Here is an 18,740-nt window from a genome sequence, read left to right as displayed (position 1 = left end):
TCTTCGCCTCCTGAGCAATGATCTCGGTACCGCGGTCGGTCACGCGGCGATCCGCTCGGAGTTCGCCGCCGTGATGCCCTTGGTGGAGGCGATCACGTTCTTCAGCTTCTTGGAGAGCGCCTCATAGAACATGCTCAGGGGAAACTCGTCCGGAAGCACGTCGTCCACCAGCTTGCGCGGCGGCTGGGAGAGGTCCAGGGCGTCGGGACCCTTGGCCCAGCGGGAGCCGGGGTGCGGTGCGAGGTAGGTGGAGACCAGCTCGTAGGCCTTGAACCAGTGGACGAGCTTCGGGCGGTCGATGCCGGCCCGGTAGAGGTCCTCGATCTCGCCGCACAGCTGGTTGGTGACCTGCGGAGCGCGCTGCCAGTCGATGTGCAGCTTGTTGTCCGTCCAGCGGACGACGTCGTGCTTGTGCAGGTAGGCGAAGAGCAGCTGGCCGCCGAGCCCGTCGTAGTTGCGGACGCGGTCGCCGGTGACCGGGAAGCGGAACATCCGGTCGAAGAGCACGGCGTACTGCACGTCACGGCCGTGCTGGTTGCCCTCGGCCTCCAGCTTCACGGCCTCCTTGAAGGCGGTGAGGTCGCAGCGCAGCTCCTCCAGGCCGTACATCCAGAACGGCTGGCGCTGCTTGATCATGAAGGGGTCGAAGGGCAGGTCGCCGTGGCTGTGGGTACGGTCGTGGACCATGTCCCACAGGACGAAGGCCTGCTCGCAGCGCTCCTGGTCGTCCACCATGGCGGCGATGTCCTCGGGCAGTTCCAGGCCCAGGATGTCCACGGCGGCGTCGGTGACGGCGCGGAAGCGGGCGGCCTCGCGGTCGCAGAAGATGCCGCCCCAGGAGAAGCGCTCGGGCGCCTCACGGACCGCGATGGTCTCCGGGAAGAGCACGGCCGAGTTCGTGTCGTACCCCGCGGTGAAGTCCTCGAAGGTGATGCCGCAGAACAGCGGGTTGTCGTAGCGCGTGCGCTCCAGCTCGGCCAGCCAGTCCGGCCACACCATGCGCAGGACGACCGCCTCGAAGTTGCGGTCCGGGTTGCCGTTCTGCGTGTACATGGGGAAGAGGACCAGGTGCTGGAGGCCGTCCTCGCGGGCCGCGGCGGGCTGGAAGGCCAGCAGCGAGTCCAGGAAGTCGGGCACGTGGAAACCGGCGTCGGCCCAGCGGCGCAGGTCCTTCATGAGGGCCTCGTGGTACGCCACGTCGTGCGGCAGCAGCGGGGAGAGGCGCTCGATCGCGTCTATCGCGCGGCGGACGGCCAGGTCGACGTCCGAGGCGTCGGGGGCGTCGTCCGCGTCGAAGTCGATGGAACCGTCCTTCGACTGCCAGGGCCGGATCTCCTCGACGGCATCCTTGAGCACGGGCCATGCCGGGTGCTCCACCACCCTGGCGACGGGAGGAATGCGATCCTCCACACCCACCTGCACAAGCATTTCCGTCATGTCCCACCCTCCACAGGAGAACCTCGCGTATGGACACCGTATGTATACGAGGTTCCTTCCCGCAAGAGGGAATCCGAGAGATTATCCTGCGCACCCCCGCCTTCACCGCTCTTTTTCCTGCCGTACGGAGTGAAGACGGCGACATGGGGTAGAAGTCGCCGACCAGTCGGCGGAGCCTGCGCGGGGGCACCCGGAGGAGGCCTGCGCCGACCCCGCCGTGGACGCGAACTGCCCGACGGCACACGGGAGTCGGCGAAACGGGATGCGGCTCCCGCGGGGTGTGCGGGGATGGCGGTGACGGCGAGAAGCCCGCCGGACCGGCGTGCGCTCCGGTGTGCGACCTTCGCCACCGGTCGCCCCCGGCGTCCCGGTGAGCCGTCCGCGGATGTGGGCAGGGTCTCCCCGTCCGACACCCTCATTGCCCGGCGCAGGAACGGGTACATCGCACAGTCAGGCCATTAGGCTGCGGCCTTGCCGCGTGGGCGTCCCCGTCGGAACCACGCGCGAGCCGAGCCGCCGTCGACGGAAGCGAGTCGCATCTTGAACTTCCTCACCATCGGTCACCGCGGAGTGATGGGTGTCGAACCCGAGAACACTCTCCGTTCCTTCACCGCCGCGCAGAACGCCGGCCTCGACCTGATCGAACTCGATCTGCACCTGAGCAAGGACGGCGCCCTCGTCGTCATGCACGACGCCGACGTGGACCGCACGACCGACGGCTCGGGGCCGATCGCCGAGAAGACCCTCGCGGAACTGCGCGCCCTGGACGCCGGGAGCGGCGAGCGCGTTCCCGTCTTCGAGGAGGTCCTGGACGCCGTCACCTCGCCGTTGCAGGCCGAGATCAAGGATGTCGCGGCGGCCCGTGCGCTGGCCGAGGTCATCCAGCGGCGCGATCTGGTCGGCCGGGTGGAGGTGTCGTCGTTCCACGACGAGGCGGTCGCCGAGATCTCCCGGCTGGTGCCGGGCGTCCGCACCGCGTTGATCGCCAGCCGCTACGGCGTCGACGTCGTGGACCGCGCCGTGGAGGTCGGCGCCGAGACGGTCTGCCTCAACATCCGCAGGCTGAGCCTGGAGGTCGTCGAGAAGGCCCGCAAGGCCGAGCTGCGGATCATCGGCTGGGTGGTCAACACCCAGGACCATCTGCGGCTGGTGCGCGCCCTGGGGCTGGACGGCGCGACCACCGACTACCCCGAGATCAAACGCACCGGCCGCTTCACCGCGTGAGGCACCGTCCTGCCAGCGGCCGGGCAGGCCACGGGGTCCCGCCGCCCGATCAGAACGACAGGCCCTGGGCGAGGGGCTTGACCAGCAGTTCGAAGCACAGGTCGTCACGCTGCGGAATGCCGAAGCGCTCGTCGCCGTACGGGAAGGGGCTGGTCCGTCCCGTACGGCGGTAGCCGCGCCGCTCGTACCAGGCGATGAGGTCCTCGCGCACGGAGATCACCGTCATGTGCATCTCGGTGACGCCCCAGGTCTCGCGGGCCTGGCGCTCCGCCTCCGCGATGATCACCTTGCCGAGTCCGCCGCCCTGGAGCGCCGGGCTGACCGCGAACATCCCGAAGTAGGCGTGGTCGCCGCGGTGCTCCAGCTGGCAGCAGGCGACGACCGTGCCGTCCCGCTCGACCGTCAGGAGCCGGCTGTCGGACGACCTGATGACGGCGAGTACACCCTCGGAGTCGATCCGCTGCCCCTCCAGGATGTCGGCCTCGGTGGTCCAGCCGGCCCGGCTGGCGTCCCCTCGGTACGCCGATTCGATCAGCGCGACCAGGAGATCAACATCGTTGTCCTCGGCGTCGCGGAAGGTCAGGCCGGTGGTGGCGGTGTCCATGGAGCGGTTATCCGTTCGGTGGTGCGGCTCGGGCACGCCCGAGCGTAACCCGCCCCTATGATCCCGCTGCATGGTGCATGTACTGAGCAGCCGTGTCCTTCTGCGCCCCACCGACCCCGAGCGCTCACGCGCCTTCTACGGCGGACGTCTCGGGCTGGCCGTCTACCGCGAGTTCGGTACGGGCCCCGAGCACGGGACCGTGTACTTCCTCGGCGGCGGTTTCCTCGAGATCGCCGGACGGTCCGAGACACCGCCCTCCCCCGCCCTGAAGCTGTGGCTCCAGGTGGCCGACGCGGCTGCGGCCCACGACGAGCTGGTGGCCGCCGGTGTCGAGGTGGTGCGGCCTCCGGTGCGGGAGCCGTGGGGGCTGATCGAGATGTGGATCGCGGATCCGGACGGAACGGAGATCGTGCTCGTCGAGACGCCGGCCGACCATCCGCTCAGGTACCGGCCCTGAGAACGGTGGGAGGGCGGCTGGGGCACGGTAGCCCTCAGGCCCGCGGCAGGCCCAGGCGGCCTTCGAGCTGACCGAGCAACTCCCCTAGGAGACCGGCCAGTTCACGCTGCCGGTCGGCCTCGATGCCGGACAGGACCCTGGTCTCGTAGGCGAGCTGGTCGGGGAGGACGCCGTCGACGAGGTCGCGCCCCGCGTCCGTCAGCCGGACGTGCGCGACCCGGCGGTCACGGGTGTCGCCGCGGCGCTCGACCAGGCCGCGCTCGGTCAGTGCCTTGAGCCGCTTGGTGACGGCGGCGCCCGAGGAGAACGTCTCGCGGGCGATGTCGCCGGGGGTCAGCTCGTGCCCGGTGCGGCGCAGTGTGCCGAGCACGTCGAACTCGGGGCGGGTGAGCCCCGCGCGGCGCAGCGGCGCGTCCTCGGCCTGCTGGAGGAGCGCGGCACAGCGGTTGACCCGCCCGATGACCTCCATGGGTCCCGTGTCGAGATCCGGCCGCACCGTCTCCCACTGGCGCACGACGGCGGCCACCGTGTCGACGGGTACCGCCGGCGGCCCCGCCACCGGGTCGCCGTCCGCCGCGCTCCGTCCGTCCGCTGTCGTCATGCCTGTGCGCCCTCCCGGCCGTGCAGTCCCTGGCGTCGTACCGTCGCGGCGAGCGTACGGTGTCCGGCCTGTTCGGCCCGCATCACGCGCTCCTCGGGCAGGGCGCGCTGCCACCACTCGCCGGCCGCCGCGTCGGCCGTCGTACGCAGGTCCACCACGGCGGCGGCCAGGCCGCGGCGCGCCGACTCCAGGGCCCCCGGACCGGGCCGGTCCCCGGTCAGCAGGGCGTCGGCGTGTTCCCGGGCGCGCTCCACGGCCGACAGCGCGCTGTCGATCCGGTCGCCGGCCCGGCGGTTGGTGACGGCTATCGCGGCGACGAGGCCGACCAGCGCGCCGACGAGGGTGTCCACGACCCGGTCGGTCATCAGCTGGGCGGGCTGCTGCGCACGGGCGAACTCGGTGATCAGCAGAGCCATGGGCGTCACGCAGACGCTGCCCAGCCAGTAGTTGCGGCCGATCAACGCCTCGGCGCCGAAGTTCAGCGCGAGACAGCTCAGGACCAGGGCCGCCTGGCCGACATGGGCGAGCGGGACCAGTGCGGCGAAGACGAGCACGCCGACGAGGTTGCCGACGACGCGCTGCACACCGCGGCTCCAGGTCAGGGTGACGTTGGCCTGGTAGAGGGACGCGGCGGTGACCAGCGCCCAGTAGGGGCGGCCGACGCCGAGGGCGAGCGAGACGTAGCCGGCGAGGGCGCAGCCGACGGCCGTGCGCACGGCGATGGGGGCGAGCGGGCCGAGACGCCCGAGCAGGGGAGGTTCTCCGAAGGCGAGGGCGGCCTCCACGCCGAGGAGTTCGTCGGCGGCCTCCCCGAGACCGTCCGGGCGCGGCACGGGACCGGTGCCGGACAGGTCGCGGGCCAGGCCGCGCAGCCGCTCGGAGTCGGTGTCCGTGGGCGCGGCGAGCGCGACCTCGGCGCGGACGACGAGCCGTTCGAGGGCACGGCGGGGTGCCGAGCGCGCTCCCGTCGACAGCAGCGACTGCCACGCCGCGTGCACGGCGGCAGCACCGGCGGCGCGGGCCCGGGCGTCGTCCGGGGCGTCGGCGTACACCGCCGCGGCGTTCAGCGCGTGCGCCGTGGCGCGCCGCTCCGGACCGTGCGGACGGACGAGACCCGGAGCCATGCCGACGATCCAGGCCCAGGCTCCCGCGGCCGCGCCCAGCGCGAGGTGACCCGGCACCTGGCCGAGGTTCTGCGGCACGAACAGGGACGCCGAGGAGATGAACGTGAGGACCACGTGCCCGGGCGGGCCGACGCGGGTCGCGTCGCACAGTGCCTTCTGAGCGGCGGCCAGCAGCGCGCCGACGGTCACCAGCACGACGGCGTTCGTGGTGAGCGAGGCCGTGACGAGCGCGACGCCCAGTCCGGCGAGCATGCCCAGCACGACCAGGACGAGGACCCGTGCCCGGGCCGCGTACGGACGGTTGTGGGCGTAGAGCGCGCACAGTGACCCGGCCATCGTGTACATCGCGAGATCCAGCCGCCCGAGCGCCAGCAGCGTGAGGTTCGGCGGGGCCACCGCGACGACGACGCTGAGGGCGGGCTTGAACCAGATGTCGGAGGGCCTGCCGAGGCGCAGGACACCGGCGAGCGGGAGGCGGGGGACGCGCGAGGGGGTCGGGCGGGATGCACTGCTCATGCCATAACCTTAACAGGTGTTTTACTTGTAAATCATTCTCCTGACCGTCACCCTCCCGTCGCCCAGTCATCGCCCGCCCATCACCCGACCGCGTCCAGCGCTCGGCTCCCACCGTTCCCCTCCAGCACCCCGGGCCGCAGCGGGGCCGACGGAGCAGGTCGGCGCACGCCTCGTGCGCTCCCCCTCGTACACCCTTGCGCTCGCTTGCGCCCCGGCCGGCCCGGGCATGCCCTGACCGACCAACCGTCGTCCGTCCGAGGCTGTGGCGCCGTGTCCGCCGCCGCGCCGCCCGGCATCGGTGTCCTTCGTCCGTCGCGTGTCGGCGTCGTCCAGCGGGGAGGCTCCACGGTGCACGAACCGGCTTCGCCCGGCTGGCTGCTCGTCGCCCTGTGCGCGGCCACCGGGGCCTACTGCCTGCTGCGGATGCGCAGCCCCGTCGAGGAACAGCGGCACACCGCGGGCGCCGAGGCGCTCATGGGGTTCGGCATGGCCGCGATGGCCGTCCCGGCCGCCGTGGTCGCCCCGCCGCGCTGGGCCTGGCTCGTCTACGTGACCGTGTTCGGCGCCGCCGCGCTGCGGGGCCTCCGGACCGCCAGGAGCAGCCCCCATCAGCTGCACCATCTGATGGGGGCGGTCGCCATGGTCTACATGGCGGCCGTGATGACCGTCGCGCCGGCCCACCACGCACACAGCCATGGCAGCGCCGGAGTCCCCCTCCTCACCGGAGCGCTTCTCCTCTACTTCACCGCGTACGTCGTCCGGTCGGGCGTCCGGCTCCTGCCCCTGGCCGCGTCCGGTGGCGGCCTCGGCGCGGGTGGACCCGGGGGCCCGTCCGGCGCCGAGGGGTGGGGCACGCGTCGCACCGTCGGCTGGGGGGACCGGCCCGAACTCTCCCAGGCCTGCCGTCTGTCGATGGGGATCGCGATGCTGGCGATGCTGGTCACGCTCTGAGGCCGGGAGCCCGGCGTCCGGACGGGGCCCTACGAAACCGTGGCGTACGTCACTTGCCGTCGCTGACCGTATCCAGCGGCGACGCCCCGCTCATAGGCTTCGGCCCATGATGGTCCCCGCGGCACTGTTGCTGCTCGGCGCCCTGGTCGCCGTGGTCGCTCCGCGACTGCTTGCCCGGGCGGACTGGCCGGACCGAGAACCGGTGGTCGCCCTGTGGGTCTGGCAGTGCGTGGTGGCGGCGGTCCTGCTGTGCTGCGTCCTGTCGATGACCCTCTCCGCGGCCGCCGCCTGGGCCGCCGTGCGCGGCCACGTCTTCGACGGCGCACCGGCCCCGGTCGTGGACGCCTACGCGTTGAGCACGGGCAGTCCCTGGGCCGCGACGACCGCCGTGGCCCTCGCGTGCGGTGGTGCCTGGACGGCGGCGATGCTGGCGCGGGAGATCTTCCGGGCCCGCAGCAGGCGTCGGCAGAGCCGTCGCGAACTCCTCGTGCGGGCACCGTTGTTGCCGGGTGAGGAGCCCGGTGAGGATCGTCTCGTCGTGCTGGAGGGGGAGCGCCCCGACGCCTGGTGGCTGCCCGGCGCCGCACCCCAACTCGTCATCACAACGGCCGCGTTGCGACGCCTGAAGGGGCGTCAGCTGGACGCCGTACTCGCCCACGAGCAGGGGCACGCGCGGGCCCGCCACGACTGGCTGCTGCACTGTTCGGGGGCGCTGGCCAACGGGTTCCCCCAGGTGCCCGTCTTCGCGGCGTTCCGCGACGAGATGCACCGGCTGGTGGAGCTCGCCGCGGACGATGTCGCCTCGCGCCGCTTCGGGCGTCTGACGATCGCGCTCGCCCTGGTCGAACTCAACGAGGACCGCGGGGTGTTCGGGCCGTGCCCGACTCCGGGAGCGCATGTCCCCCAGCGCGTGGACCGCCTCCTCACACCCCGGCACCGGCTCACGGCGACACGTCGGCTCCAGTTGACGGCGGCTGCCGCGTTGGTGCCGGTGATTCCGGTACTGGTGGCGTTCGTTCCGGGGTTGCGGGCACTGGGGTAGTCCGCTCCCGCCGGCGGCCGGTGCGTGAATTTCAGCCCCTTCGGCGCCTGGGGAGCGGGGTCCGGAGCGGAAGTCCGGGTCCGGACCGGACAGGGGCGGAGGGAGCGAAGCACGGCGTGGAGTTGCCCGGCCCAGGACGGTCGGCGACCCCGGCGGAGCGGTGGCTCCGTCCCGCCGGGGCGCGTCGAGACGGCGAGCGAGGGGCATCCGTCGGCGAGGATCGGCGTATGCGCCTCCCGCCCGGCCGACCGACCCGCACCGCGCTGATCACGGCGGCGGCACTGACCCCACCCACGGTGGCCCTTCTCCTCCTCGTCGCCCTCTCGTGGGCCCCCCTCATGACCCTGGACGAGAACATCGCCCGCACCACGCACAGGTGGGCGGTCGACGCACCGAGCGCCACGCACGTGTGCCGGATCCTGACGGACTGGGTGTGGGATCCCTGGACCATGCGGGCACTGTGCGCGGTGGCCGTGCTGTGGCTGGTCCGGTGCCACGCCGCATGGGGGCTCGCCCTCTGGCTGGTGGCCACCTGCGCGCTCGGCACGCTGCTGCAGCAGGGGCTCAAGTGGGCGGTCGGACGCGACCGGCCCGTCTGGACCGACCCGGTCGACTCCGCCCGCTACGCGCCTTCCCCTCCGGCCACGCCCTCACGGCCACCGTCGTCTGCGGCCTGCTGCTGTGGCTGCTCCACCGGTACGGCCCAGGACGCGCCGCGCGGCGTACGGCGCTTGCCGTGGCCGCCGTCAGCGTCGTGGGCGTCGGCCTGACCCGCGTGTGGCTCGGGGTGCACTGGCCTTCCGACGTGGTGGGCGGCTGGCTCATCGGGGCCCTCGTCGTGGCCCTCGCCGTGGGCGCCTACGGACGGTGGGGCGACCGGGGGCCCTCTTGACCGGCGGTGACGACTCCCCGAAGGATTCCCCCATGACCTTCAAGGGCGTGCTGTTCGACTTCTCCGGGACCCTCTTCCGTATCGAGTCCGCCGGCTCCTGGCTGCGCGCCGCCCTCGCCGGGACCGGACACGACCTCTCCGATGAGGAAATGGCGCGCACAGCAAGGGAGTTGGAGGCGTCGGGCGCGCTCCCCGGTGGCGCCAGGCCGACCCTGCCGGTGCCGGCGCACCTCGGCGCCGTGTGGGCCGCCCGGGACCGGAGTGCCGCCGAGCACAGGGCCGCGTTCACCGGTCTCTCCCGGCTGGTGTACCTGCCCGGACCCGACCTGCACGACGCGCTGTACGAGCGCCACATGGCGCCCGCCGCCTGGACCCCCTACCCGGACGCCGCCGAGGTGCTCGGCGCGCTGCGCGAGCGCGGTGTCGCGGTCGGCGTGGTCAGCAACATCGGCTGGGACCTGCGCCCCGTGTTCCGCGAGCACGGCCTCGACGCGCATGTGGGGGCCTACGCGCTGTCGTACGAGCACGGCGTCCAGAAGCCGGATCCCCGGCTCTTCGAGGTCGCCTGTGCCGCGCTCGGCGTCGCGCCCGAGGACACCCTGATGGTCGGCGACGACCGGCGGGCGGACGGCGGTGCGGCGGCCCTGGGCTGCGCGGTGCACTTCGTCGACCATCTGCCCGTCGCGGAACGCCCGGACGGGCTCCGAGCGGTGCTCGGTCCGGCGGACTGACGGGCCCCCGAGCGCCGCTCTCAGCCCAGATAGCCCTCGACCTGCGACGACGGCCTCGACTGCGCCTCGTCCGGGTTCTCGCCGAACTCGGACTTGGCACGCCGCTGTCGCAGCAGGTCCCAGCACTGGTCGAGCTCGCGCTCCAGCTCCGAGAGGCGCGCGTGCTCCGTGGAGCTGTCGATCTCGCCTGCCGCCACGGCGTCGCGCAGCCGTCGCTCGTCGTCCACCATCGCCGTGATCCTGGTCAGGATCTGCTCTTGATCCATGTCCGTACGCCTCCTCAGGGCTCCAGGCCACTCTATGGAGGACGCGCGGGCTCGGCGAGCGATAGAGGCGGCCCCGGGTGACCTACACGGGCCCCACGCGTCCGGCCCGGGGCGATCCGCCACCGGATGGATCACTCTCGGCCTTGATCGGCCAGCGATGGTCAAGCTTGGACCAACACGGGTCAAATGACCCTAAATGCGGGAGACGCGGCTAGGTTGGCGCCCGCCCCCACCGCACTCTCATGAGGTCTCCTTGAAGACAGCACTCTGGATCCTCCTCGCCGGGCTGCTCACGTACGTCACCGGCGCCGCCCTCCTCGACACCGCCCTCAGCCGGGACAGGGAATCCCTCGTCGGCAACGCACTGCTGAGCCTGTCCATGGGCTGGTACATGGCCGGCAGTTGGCGGCGCGTCCTCCGCGCCACGCGCGGCGCCCCGGAGGAGGAGGAAGCGACCCCGGCCCCGGCGCAGACCGCGCCCGCGATGCAGGAGGTCGGCTCATGAGAGCGCCGACAGCGCGGCGCGGATCGCTGCCGCGTCCGACCTGAGGCGATCCCCCGCGTCGCCCCAGGTCGGCGGCAGCCCGGAAGCGGCCCGCGGAGGGCCTCGGTCCGGACGCGTTGAGTATAGTTGGCTGGCAGCCAGTCAACGCAGGAGTTACAGCATGTCCCCGCGAAGCGCCTCGGTCAATGAAGAGTTGCGGCGGCGTTCCCGGGAGCGGCTGCTCCAGGCCGCCGTGGAGCTGGTCAGCGAGCGCGGCTACGACGCGACGACGCTCGGGGACATCGCCGACCGGGCCGGATCGGCCCGAGGACTGGTGTCGTACTACTTCCCCGGCAAGCGGCAGCTCCTCCAGTCGGCCGTGCACCGGCTGATGCACCGCACCCTGGAGGAGGCACTCGAACGCGAGCCGCGATCCGAGGACGGCCGGGAACGGATGGCACGGGCCATCGACGCGATCCTCGGCCTCACCCGCGACCAGCCGGTGCTCATGCGCCAGCACATGGCCGGACTGCTCCAGGCCGAGGGGTTCGTCCAGTGCCCGGAGCAGCGCCGGCTCTCCGAACTGCTCGGGGAGACCGTCGCCGCGTACGGCTCGACGCAGGTCACGGCGGACTACCCGATGCTGCGGGCGCTGCTCATGGGCGCGGTCTACGCGGCGCTGGTGCCGGGCGTGCCGATGCAGGTTCCGGTGCTGCGGACGGAGTTGTTCAAACGGTACCGGCTGGAATGGGAGTTGGGGGTTCCGCCCGATGCCGGGGCATCGGGCGGAACCCCCGGGACGGATCTCTCACGCTTCTTCGAGACAGGTCCGGAGCCGGACGACGATCAGTCGAAGTAGTCCGGCTGCGTCTGGACGTTGAGCTCGCGCAGGTGGACCCGCTTGGCCGGGTCCGTCCGCCGGTCGCTGAGCTTCAGCACGTCGAAGCCCTTGGCGATGTCGTTCGAGTAGATGTACCCGTTGTAGTAGTACGCCGACCAGGAGCCGCCGACCTGCAGCGTGTCCGCGGACAGCGGACCTCGCTCGAAGTAGGCGATCTCCTTCGGCTCGGCGGAGTTCGTGAAGTCCCAGACGGAGACGCCTCCCTGGTACCACGCCTGGACCATGAGGTCCTTGCCCTTGACCGGGATCAGCGAGCCGTTGTGGGCCACGCAGTTCTCGGTGTCGGCCTGGTGGCGGGGAATCTTGTAGTAGCTCCGGAAGACGAGCTTGCGGTGGTCTCCCCTGCCGACGATGTCGTAGATGCCGTCGGCGCCGCGGTCGGGGCCGGTCGCCTCGTTGCAGGTGGCCGCTCCGCCGCCGCCCAGCTCGTCGGTGAACACGACCTTGTCGGCCCTCTGGTTGAAGGTCGCCGAGTGCCAGAACGCGAAGTTCACGTTGTCCTGGACCCGGTCGATGACCTCCGGGTGCTCGGGGTCCTCGATGGAGAACAGGATGCCGTCACCCATGCAGGCGCCCGCGGCCAGGTCCTTCGACGGCAGGACCGTGATGTCGTGGCAGCCGGTCGTCTTGGAGACACCCGGGTTGGTGGGCGAGCCCGGGTTGCCGCCGCCGTCGGGGCCCTCGCCCGGGAAGAGCACGGGGAAGTTCACCACGGCCGCCTTCTCGGGGGCGTTGCGCGGGACCTTGATGACCGAGATGCCGTCGTGGGGCGGCTGACAGTCGGGGAAGGTGGCGCTCGGCGAGTACGACGAGACGTAGACGTAGACGTTCTTGCGCTCGGGCACCAGCGAGTGGGTGTGCGAGCCGCAGGCGGTCTCGACAGCGGCGACGTACTTCGGGTTGGCCTTGTCGCTGATGTCGAAGATCTTCATGCCCTCCCACGACGACTTCTCGGTCGCGGGCTGCGTCGTGCTCGCACACGAGTTGTCGCTGCGTGAGGAGTCGGTCGACAGGAAGAGCAGGTCGCCCGAGACGGACACGTCGTTCTGCGAGCCGGGGCAGAGCACCTGCGCCACGGTCTTCGGCGCCTTCGGGTTGCTGATGTCGAAGACGCGGAACCCGTCGTAGTTGCCGGCGAAGGCGTACCTGCCCTGGAAGGCCAGGTCCGAGTTGAGGCCGGTGAAGGCATCCTTGGGGACGTTGGCGAGATGTTCGATGTTGGCGGAGTGGACGACCTCGTCGGTCCCGGGTATCTCTCCGCTCGCGATCGCCGCGCGCGCCTCGGCGGCCTCGCTGCCGGAAACCTGCTCCCGTGTGGTGGGGGTGTCCCCGGGGTCGGGGGTGGCGGACGCCGGGACTGCTGTGAACAACGCGGCCAGGAGTCCGGCCGCGGCTGCGGCGACTCCCAGTCTCCTGCGCCGCGTTCGGGGGTGGTTCAACAGGGTCACTGTGTTCTCCCTTGTAGCCGTTCGCAGTCGAACGGTTCACGGACCCCTGAAGTATCGTCCTCACCATGTACAGATCAACAGATGGCAACGTACTCGTAATGGACGTTTTTGATCAGTCACGTTCGGAAGCGTGTTAGGACGGTCATCAACACCCGTGAGATGTCCGCCGATTCGTGCGCCGCAGGAGGTCGCTGTGCTCGCTGGTCATGCGTCCCGTACGTCCCTGGTCGTGGCTTCGCTGGCTGTCGCCGCGCTCGCGCTGGCGGGCTGCGACTCCGGCTCCGACTCCAAGTCCGCGGCGAAGGACGGGCCTTCGGTGATCGCGCCCGGCAAACCGGGTGAGGCGGCGGAGACCCTGTCCGCGAAGGAGGCGGACGAACGGCGCTCCGACGACGACACCCCCAACGCGGCCGACCTCGCCTACGCGCGGATGATGATCGCCCACCACACCCAGGCCCTGCGGATGACCGAACTCGCCCCGGACCGCGCCAGGTCGGGCTCCGTCCGGCGGATCGCCGAGCGCATCGCCGCCGCGCAGGGTCCGGAGATCGCCACCATGAAGAGCTGGCTGAAGGCGCACGGCGGCGCCGGTGCGTCCGCGGGCCACGACCACACGGACATGCCCGGCATGGCGACGAAGGCGCAGCTGGAGGAGTTGCGCGCGGCCGACGGCACGGCGTTCGACCGGCTGTTCCTCCGCCTGATGATCACCCATCACGACGGCGCGATCACCATGGCCACGGACGTGAAGGCGCAGGGCAACAACATCCTGATCGAGGAGATGGCCGACGACGTGATCGCGCAGCAGACGAGCGAGATCAGCCGGATGCGCGCGATGTCCTGACGCCCACGGCCCTCCGGTCCGCCGGAATCAGCGGCGGACGTGACGCGCCGTCAGCAGTCCCGCGTCCCGCGCCCCGGCGATCAGCCGCAGGGACTTGCGGCGGCTGTGCCCGGTGGCGTCCATCACCGCGAGCACCGGGTCCACGCCCTCCTCCTGGGCGGCGCGGTACTCGTCGGCGATCAGCTGACGGCCCTCGGCGCCCCTCGGCCAGGCCGGCCGGGCCCTGCGCGCCTGACCCTCCTGCTCCGGGTCGCCGTCGGCCCCGAGCCTGCTTCCGCACGCCTCGAACAGCGGCTCCTCGATCCACTCGGCGACCGTGGCGAGGTCGTCGAGCGAGAGGGGCGGCTCGGCCCGTACGTCCTCGACCGACAGGCCCGCCTCCGCCAGCACGGCGAGCAGGTCGACGCGGGCGCCGTCGGCGAAGGCCAGCCGGACATGGAACCAGGAGGTGGCGGTCTCACCCTCCTTGACCTCCCAGGCGGGCCACACCGACACCGCGCCGTCCACGCGGCATCGGTCGGACAGATTAAGGAACGATGCTTCTAGCACATACGGAACGTAACCGCATCATCACATTCCATACGAACGGACACGCGCGCCTCCACCCCGCGCAGCACCCTGTCAGCGGAGCACCGGGGGTGCGATCCTGGAAGGACCAGCGCTCTCACGTCCGCGATCTTCCTGATCCCTCGGGTGAGGAGTTCCGCCGTGCTGCACGTCGCCGTCGTCGGCTCGGGACCCAGCGGGGTCTACAGCGCCCAGAGCCTTGTCCAGCGCAGCGGTCCGCCCGACGTCCGGGTCGACGTCCTGGACCGGCTGCCCTGCCCGTACGGGCTGGTGCGCTACGGGGTCGCGCCCGACCACGAGAAGATCAAGTCACTCCAGAACAACCTGCGCGCCGTCCTGGAGGACGAGCGGGTGCGGTTCCTCGGCGGTGTCCAGATCGGCCCGGGCGGAATCCCCGTCTCGCGGCTGCGGGAGCTGTACCACGCGGTGGTGTACTGCGTGGGCGCCGCCACGGACCGGCATCTCGGCGTGCCCGGCGAGGACCTCCCGGGCAGTTGGTCGGCCACCGAGTTCGTGTCCTGGTACAGCGCGCATCCCGACGCGGCGGTCGAGGGGTTCGTGCGGGACGCGCGCTCGGCCGTGGTCATCGGCGTCGGGAACGTCGCCGTGGACGTGACCCGGATCCTGGCGCGCGGCGCACCGGAACTCAGCCCGACCGACATCCCGGAGGCGGCGCTCGCCGCGCTGGCGGCCGGCAGGATCGCCGACATCAGCATGGTCGGGCGACGCGGACCCTCGCAGGCCCGGTTCACCACCAAGGAACTGCGCGAACTGGGCACCCTGCCCGGCGCCGAAGTGGTGGTGGACCCGGCGGAGTTGGCGCTCGACCCGGCCTACCTCGACCCCTCCGGCCTGCCCGCCGCGCAGCGGCGCAACGTGGAGGTGCTGCGGGGCTGGGCGACCGCGCAGCCGCTCGGCCGGCCTCGTCGCATCCGCCCGCGGTTCTTCCTGCGCCCCGTCGAACTCCTCGCGGACGGCGGGCGCGTGGGGGCGGTGCGCTTCGAGCGGACGGTGCCGGACGGAGCGGGCGGGGTCACCGGTACGGGCCTGTTCGAGGAGATCGAGGCGCAGTTGGTGCTGCGCTCGGTGGGCTACCGGGGGATGCCTCTCGACGGGCTGCCCTTCGACCCGCTCCTCGGTACGGTGCCGAACCTGGCCGGGAGGGTTCTGCGGGACGGCGCGGTCGTTCCCGGTGAGTACGTGGCGGGGTGGATCAAGCGCGGCCCGACCGGCGTCATCGGAACCAACCGGCCCTGCGCCAAGGAGACGGTGGCCTCGCTGCTGGAGGACGCTCCCGTTCTCGTACGGCGGAGGGTCGCCGAGGATCCCCTCGAAGCCCTGGTGGCCGAGGGCGGACGGCCGGTCGAGTGGGCCGGGTGGCAGGCGATCGAGCGGGCCGAGGCGGAACTCGGTGCGCGGCTCGGCCGGGGTGTGGTCAAACTGCCCGACTGGGACGCGCTGTGGGCGGCGGCCCGGGCCGCCGGTCCCTGACGGCCCGTCGGCCGCTCCACGGTTCCGCCACCGCGCGGAGGCCGTCGCGGCGGCGCTGCCGGACGGTCCGCGACCCATGACACACACCGGCAACAGACCGGAAATCAACAAACTGTTCAAGGCGCCTACGGTCTCGTGCTGTCCGGGCGTGCGCAGGCCGCGCGGACGTCCCCTCTCCCCGCAGCTTCTGGAGTGCCCATGGCAACCACCGCTCCCGCGCATCCCGTAGACGAGGTTCCACCCGTACGCCAACTGGCCGCCTTCGGGCTCCAGCACGTGCTCGCGATGTACGCGGGCGCGGTGGCCGTGCCGCTGATCGTTGGCGGCGCGATGAAGCTGTCGCCCGCCGATCTGGCGTATCTGATCACCGCGGACCTGCTGGTGTGCGGCATCGCGACGCTGATCCAGTGCGTGGGCTTCTGGCGCTTCGGTGTACGGCTGCCCATCATGCAGGGGTGCACCTTCGCCGCCGTCTCGCCGATGGTGCTCATCGGGACGACGGGCGGCGGACTTCCGGCGATCTACGGTTCGGTGATCGTGGCGGGCCTCGCGATCGTCCTGCTCGCCCCGGTCTTCGGACGGCTGTTGCGCTTCTTCCCGCCGCTCGTCACGGGCACGGTCATTCTGATCATCGGCGTCTCGCTGCTGCCGGTCGCGGGCAACTGGGCGGCGGGCGGCGCCGGCGCCGAGGACTTCGGGGAGCCGAAGAACCTGGCGCTCGCCGCGTTCGTGCTGGCCGTGGTCCTGGGCGTGCAGCGGTTCGCGCCCGCCTTCCTGAGCCGGATCGCCGTCCTCCTCGGCATCGGCGTGGGTCTCGCGGTGGCGGTGCCGTTCGGGTTCACGGACTTCGGCGGGGTCGGGGACGCCGACTGGGTGGGCGTCAGCACGCCGTTCCACTTCGGGGCGCCGTCGTTCCACGCCTCGGCGATCGTGTCGATGCTGGTGGTGGCCCTGGTGACGATGACCGAGACGACCGGTGACCTCATCGCGGTCGGCGAGATGACCGACCGGCCCATCGAGCCGCGCACGCTCGCGGACGGCCTGCGGGCCGACGGCCTGTCCACGGTCCTGGGCGGTGTCTTCAACACGTTCCCGTACACGGCGTTCGCGCAGAACGTGGGTCTGGTGGGCATGACCCGGGTGCGCAGCCGGTGGGTGGTCGCGGCGGCGGGCGGCATCCTCGTCGTGCTCGGCCTGCTGCCGAAGCTGGGTGCGGTCGTCGCCGCGATACCCGCGCCCGTGCTCGGCGGCGCCGGCCTGGTGATGTTCGGGACGGTCGCGGCGAGCGGACTCCGCACGCTCGCCGCGGTGGACTTCCAGGGCAACAACAACCTCACGGTGGTGGCCGTCTCGGTCGCGATCGGCATGCTGCCGGTCGGTGTGCCCGGGATCTACGCCCAGTTCCCGGACTGGTTCCAGACGGTCATGAACAGCGGGATCAGCGCGGGCTGTCTGACGGCGATCGCCCTCAACCTGCTCTTCAACCACCTTCCCGGCAGGGAGGGCCGGCCGGCGACCGGAGCGGAGCCGGAGGCGGCCTCAGCGCCCGCCTAGCCGGTCCGACTGGCGCGCCGCCGCCTCCAGGACGCGGCCCAGAAGGCCGGGGAACAGGGCCTCCAGGTCGTCCGCGCGCAGCCCGTTCATCTTCGCCGTGCCGCGGTAGACCTGCCGGATCACGCCACTCTCGCGGAGGACCCGGAAGTGGTGCGTCGTCGTGGACTTGGTGACAGGCAGCACGAAGTGCGAACAAGAGAGTTCGCCGCCGTCGGCGGCGAGCTCTCGCACGACCTGGAGGCGCATCGGATCGGAGAGCGCGTGCAGCACGGACTCCAGCCGGATCTCCTCGCGCGCGGGATGCGGCAGATCACGGCCGCTGGGGGCGGGGGCGGCGGTCGTCACGGCGGCTCCACATCGTCGGGGGACCTCTGTCCGGATCCGGGCCGGCTCGGCACCCGGAACCTCATAGTACGAGAACCATCGTAGTTTGACACTTGCCGTACTACGAGGCCTATCGTACGAGCCGTACCCCGGCCCCGCGACGAATGGAGTCCGCCGTGAGCGCGCTCTTCGAGCCCTACGTCCTGCGCGACGTCACCCTCCCCAACCGGGTCTGGATGCCGCCGATGTGCCAGTACTCGGCGGCCCCGGAAGGCCCCCTGGCCGGCGCCCCGAACGACTGGCACTTCGCCCACTACGCGGCACGCGCCACCGGAGGAACGGGACTGATCGTCGTCGAGGCGACCGCCGTCTCACCCGAGGGCCGGATCTCCCCGTACGACCTGGGCATCTGGAACGACACCCAGGTCGAGGCGTTCCGCCGGATCACGGGATTCCTCGCCGCCCAGGGCACGGTCCCCGCGATCCAGCTCGGGCACGGCGGCCGCAAGGCCTCGACCGACCGACCCTGGAAGGGGGGCGCACCGGTCGGCCCCGAAGCGCACGGCTGGCGGGCGCTCGCGCCGAGCGCCCTCCCCTTCGACGACGGACATCCGGTCCCGGACGAACTGACGGTCGCCGGGATCCGGGAGATCGTCGGGCAGTTCGCGGACGCGGCCCGGCGCGCTCTCGCCGCCGGATTCGAGATCGTCGAGATCCACGGCGCCCACGGCTACCTCGTCAACGAGTTCCTCTCCCCGCACTCCAACCACCGCACCGACGCCTACGGCGGCTCGTACGAGAACCGGACCCGGTTCGCGCTCGAGGTCGTGGACGCCGTACGGGAGGTCTGGCCGAAGGACAAGCCGATCTTCTTCCGCGTCTCCGCGACGGACTGGCTGGAGGACGCGGGCTGGAGCGCGGACGACACCGTTCGTCTCGCGGGCGCCCTGCACGAGCACGGGGTGGATCTGCTCGACGTCTCCACGGGCGGGAACGCGCCGGGCGTCCGCATCCCCGTCGGACCCGGTTACCAAGTGCCCTTCGCCGCCCGGGTGAAGAAGGAGACGCCGCTGGCCGTCGCGGCGGTCGGCCTCATCACCGGCGTCGAGCAGGCCGAGAAGATCGTCGCCAACGGCGAGGCCGACGCGGTACTGCTGGGCCGTGAGCTGCTGCGCAACCCGTCCTTCGCGCGGCTCGCGGCACGCGAACTCGGCGCGGAGGTCCACGTGCCGGAGCAGTACCACCGCTCCGTCTGACACCGCCCGACGCGAACTCCCCCTGA

Annotated in this window: 19 protein-coding genes and 1 pseudogene; 12 read left to right on the top strand and 8 right to left on the bottom strand. The window is 71.7% G+C overall.

Translation table 11 applies throughout. The features are described 5' to 3' along the window. Window positions 1-39 precede the first annotated feature (39 nt). Entirely contained in the window at window positions 40-1,437 is a 1,398-nt protein-coding gene (locus tag ABZT74_RS14765; protein ID WP_356168131.1) for a DUF6421 family protein, read from the bottom strand. A gap of 540 nt (window positions 1,438-1,977) precedes the next feature. Between ABZT74_RS14765 and ABZT74_RS14760 the strand changes: the two genes are divergently transcribed. Continuing rightward, window positions 1,978-2,661 carry a glycerophosphodiester phosphodiesterase family protein gene (locus ABZT74_RS14760; RefSeq protein ID WP_355883580.1) on the top strand — a complete coding sequence of 228 codons (684 nt, stop codon included), beginning with the start codon at window positions 1,978-1,980 and terminating at the stop codon, window positions 2,659-2,661. A gap of 49 nt (window positions 2,662-2,710) precedes the next feature. On the opposite strand, the gene ABZT74_RS14755 is transcribed toward ABZT74_RS14760, so the two are convergent. Further along, window positions 2,711-3,265, bottom strand: coding sequence for a GNAT family N-acetyltransferase (locus ABZT74_RS14755; RefSeq protein ID WP_356435099.1), 555 nt, complete (start codon window positions 3,263-3,265; stop codon window positions 2,711-2,713). Window positions 3,266-3,335: 70 nt separating this feature from the next. Here ABZT74_RS14755 and ABZT74_RS14750 point away from each other — a divergent pair, with 70 nt between their 5' ends. Further along, window positions 3,336-3,722 (top strand): VOC family protein, encoded by a 387-nt coding sequence (locus ABZT74_RS14750; RefSeq protein WP_356168122.1) that lies wholly within the window; start codon window positions 3,336-3,338, stop codon window positions 3,720-3,722. A 34-nt stretch (window positions 3,723-3,756) separates the two neighbouring features. Here ABZT74_RS14750 and ABZT74_RS14745 read toward each other — a convergent pair whose 3' ends face one another. Continuing rightward, the gene (locus ABZT74_RS14745; RefSeq protein ID WP_356168119.1) at window positions 3,757-4,323 is read right to left on the bottom strand and encodes a MarR family transcriptional regulator; all 567 of its coding nucleotides are present in this window, start codon (window positions 4,321-4,323) and stop codon (window positions 3,757-3,759) included. After that, a complete protein-coding gene (locus ABZT74_RS14740) occupies window positions 4,320-5,963 on the bottom strand; it encodes an FUSC family protein (RefSeq protein ID WP_356435096.1) in 1,644 nt (547 codons plus the stop codon). The genes ABZT74_RS14745 and ABZT74_RS14740 overlap by 4 nt, the downstream gene beginning before the upstream one ends. Before the next feature lie 348 nt (window positions 5,964-6,311). Here ABZT74_RS14740 and ABZT74_RS14735 point away from each other — a divergent pair, with 348 nt between their 5' ends. The 4 genes and pseudogenes from ABZT74_RS14735 to ABZT74_RS14720 all read left to right on the top strand — a co-directional run bounded on the left by ABZT74_RS14735 (window position 6,312) and on the right by ABZT74_RS14720 (window position 9,579). Continuing rightward, window positions 6,312-6,914 carry a DUF5134 domain-containing protein gene (locus ABZT74_RS14735; protein ID WP_356435093.1) on the top strand — a complete coding sequence of 201 codons (603 nt, stop codon included), beginning with the start codon at window positions 6,312-6,314 and terminating at the stop codon, window positions 6,912-6,914. A gap of 106 nt (window positions 6,915-7,020) precedes the next feature. Next, entirely contained in the window at window positions 7,021-7,956 is a 936-nt protein-coding gene (locus ABZT74_RS14730; protein ID WP_355883566.1) for a M56 family metallopeptidase, read from the top strand. 227 nt (window positions 7,957-8,183) lie between these two features. After that, window positions 8,184-8,848, top strand: a pseudogene (locus tag ABZT74_RS14725) (phosphatase PAP2 family protein). Between the two features lie 32 nt (window positions 8,849-8,880). Next, window positions 8,881-9,579: an HAD-IA family hydrolase gene (locus tag ABZT74_RS14720; protein ID WP_356435090.1), complete on the top strand. Its 699-nt coding sequence runs from the start codon at window positions 8,881-8,883 to the stop codon at window positions 9,577-9,579. A gap of 20 nt (window positions 9,580-9,599) precedes the next feature. Here ABZT74_RS14720 and ABZT74_RS14715 read toward each other — a convergent pair whose 3' ends face one another. After that, the gene (locus ABZT74_RS14715; RefSeq protein ID WP_355883557.1) at window positions 9,600-9,845 is read right to left on the bottom strand and encodes a DUF2630 family protein; all 246 of its coding nucleotides are present in this window, start codon (window positions 9,843-9,845) and stop codon (window positions 9,600-9,602) included. A 253-nt stretch (window positions 9,846-10,098) separates the two neighbouring features. On the opposite strand from ABZT74_RS14715, the gene ABZT74_RS14710 reads away from it, so the two are divergent. After that, entirely contained in the window at window positions 10,099-10,350 is a 252-nt protein-coding gene (locus tag ABZT74_RS14710) for a hypothetical protein (RefSeq protein ID WP_356168102.1), read from the top strand. A gap of 160 nt (window positions 10,351-10,510) precedes the next feature. Beyond that, on the top strand, window positions 10,511-11,188 hold the full coding sequence (locus ABZT74_RS14705; protein WP_356168099.1) for a helix-turn-helix domain-containing protein: 678 nt from the start codon (window positions 10,511-10,513) through the stop codon (window positions 11,186-11,188). Here the strand turns inward: ABZT74_RS14705 and ABZT74_RS14700 are convergent. Beyond that, a complete protein-coding gene (locus ABZT74_RS14700) occupies window positions 11,176-12,678 on the bottom strand; it encodes a hypothetical protein (protein WP_356435087.1) in 1,503 nt (500 codons plus the stop codon). The genes ABZT74_RS14705 and ABZT74_RS14700 overlap by 13 nt on opposite strands. A gap of 193 nt (window positions 12,679-12,871) precedes the next feature. On the opposite strand from ABZT74_RS14700, the gene ABZT74_RS14695 reads away from it, so the two are divergent. Continuing rightward, window positions 12,872-13,522 (top strand): DUF305 domain-containing protein, encoded by a 651-nt coding sequence (locus ABZT74_RS14695; protein ID WP_356435085.1) that lies wholly within the window; start codon window positions 12,872-12,874, stop codon window positions 13,520-13,522. A gap of 27 nt (window positions 13,523-13,549) precedes the next feature. Here the strand turns inward: ABZT74_RS14695 and ABZT74_RS14690 are convergent, their stop codons facing one another. After that, window positions 13,550-14,017, bottom strand: coding sequence for a DUF6214 family protein (locus ABZT74_RS14690; protein ID WP_355867389.1), 468 nt, complete (start codon window positions 14,015-14,017; stop codon window positions 13,550-13,552). A 213-nt stretch (window positions 14,018-14,230) separates the two neighbouring features. Here ABZT74_RS14690 and ABZT74_RS14685 point away from each other — a divergent pair, with 213 nt between their 5' ends. Together ABZT74_RS14685 and ABZT74_RS14680 are read left to right on the top strand one after the other, a co-directional pair. Then, complete coding sequence (locus tag ABZT74_RS14685) at window positions 14,231-15,580, top strand: FAD-dependent oxidoreductase (protein ID WP_356435082.1); 1,350 nt, start codon at window positions 14,231-14,233, stop codon at window positions 15,578-15,580. Window positions 15,581-15,778: 198 nt separating this feature from the next. Then, window positions 15,779-17,134 carry a nucleobase:cation symporter-2 family protein gene (locus tag ABZT74_RS14680; RefSeq protein WP_356435079.1) on the top strand — a complete coding sequence of 452 codons (1,356 nt, stop codon included), beginning with the start codon at window positions 15,779-15,781 and terminating at the stop codon, window positions 17,132-17,134. Here ABZT74_RS14680 and ABZT74_RS14675 read toward each other — a convergent pair. Then, complete coding sequence (locus ABZT74_RS14675; RefSeq protein WP_356435076.1) at window positions 17,120-17,479, bottom strand: helix-turn-helix transcriptional regulator; 360 nt, start codon at window positions 17,477-17,479, stop codon at window positions 17,120-17,122. The two genes, ABZT74_RS14680 and ABZT74_RS14675, sit on opposite strands and share 15 nt — an antisense overlap. Window positions 17,480-17,634: 155 nt before the next feature. Here ABZT74_RS14675 and ABZT74_RS14670 point away from each other — a divergent pair, with 155 nt between their 5' ends. Beyond that, entirely contained in the window at window positions 17,635-18,714 is a 1,080-nt protein-coding gene (locus tag ABZT74_RS14670) for an NADH:flavin oxidoreductase/NADH oxidase (protein WP_356435073.1), read from the top strand. Window positions 18,715-18,740: the final 26 nt, after the last annotated feature.

Origin of the sequence: Streptomyces sp. NPDC005302 (genome assembly GCF_040607345.1) — a bacterium.
GTDB lineage: Bacteria > Actinomycetota > Actinomycetes > Streptomycetales > Streptomycetaceae > Streptomyces.
The sequence above is the reverse complement of the archived record's forward strand: the minus strand, read 5'-3'. Positions and strand labels throughout refer to the sequence as shown.

Excerpts from the sequence above, each read along its gene's own strand:
- ABZT74_RS14740 (WP_356435096.1), bottom strand. The coding sequence starts at position 5,963 with ATGAGCAGTGCATCCCGCCCGACCCCCTCGCGCGTCCCCCGCCTCCCG.
- ABZT74_RS14745 (WP_356168119.1), bottom strand. The coding sequence starts at position 4,323 with ATGACGACAGCGGACGGACGGAGCGCGGCGGACGGCGACCCGGTGGCG.
- ABZT74_RS14680 (WP_356435079.1), top strand. The coding sequence starts at position 15,779 with ATGGCAACCACCGCTCCCGCGCATCCCGTAGACGAGGTTCCACCCGTA.
- ABZT74_RS14715 (WP_355883557.1), bottom strand. The coding sequence starts at position 9,845 with ATGGATCAAGAGCAGATCCTGACCAGGATCACGGCGATGGTGGACGAC.
- ABZT74_RS14755 (WP_356435099.1), bottom strand. The coding sequence starts at position 3,265 with ATGGACACCGCCACCACCGGCCTGACCTTCCGCGACGCCGAGGACAAC.
- ABZT74_RS14750 (WP_356168122.1), top strand. The coding sequence starts at position 3,336 with ATGGTGCATGTACTGAGCAGCCGTGTCCTTCTGCGCCCCACCGACCCC.
- ABZT74_RS14705 (WP_356168099.1), top strand. The coding sequence starts at position 10,511 with ATGTCCCCGCGAAGCGCCTCGGTCAATGAAGAGTTGCGGCGGCGTTCC.
- ABZT74_RS14720 (WP_356435090.1), top strand. The coding sequence starts at position 8,881 with ATGACCTTCAAGGGCGTGCTGTTCGACTTCTCCGGGACCCTCTTCCGT.
- ABZT74_RS14765 (WP_356168131.1), bottom strand. The coding sequence starts at position 1,437 with ATGACGGAAATGCTTGTGCAGGTGGGTGTGGAGGATCGCATTCCTCCC.
- ABZT74_RS14730 (WP_355883566.1), top strand. The coding sequence starts at position 7,021 with ATGATGGTCCCCGCGGCACTGTTGCTGCTCGGCGCCCTGGTCGCCGTG.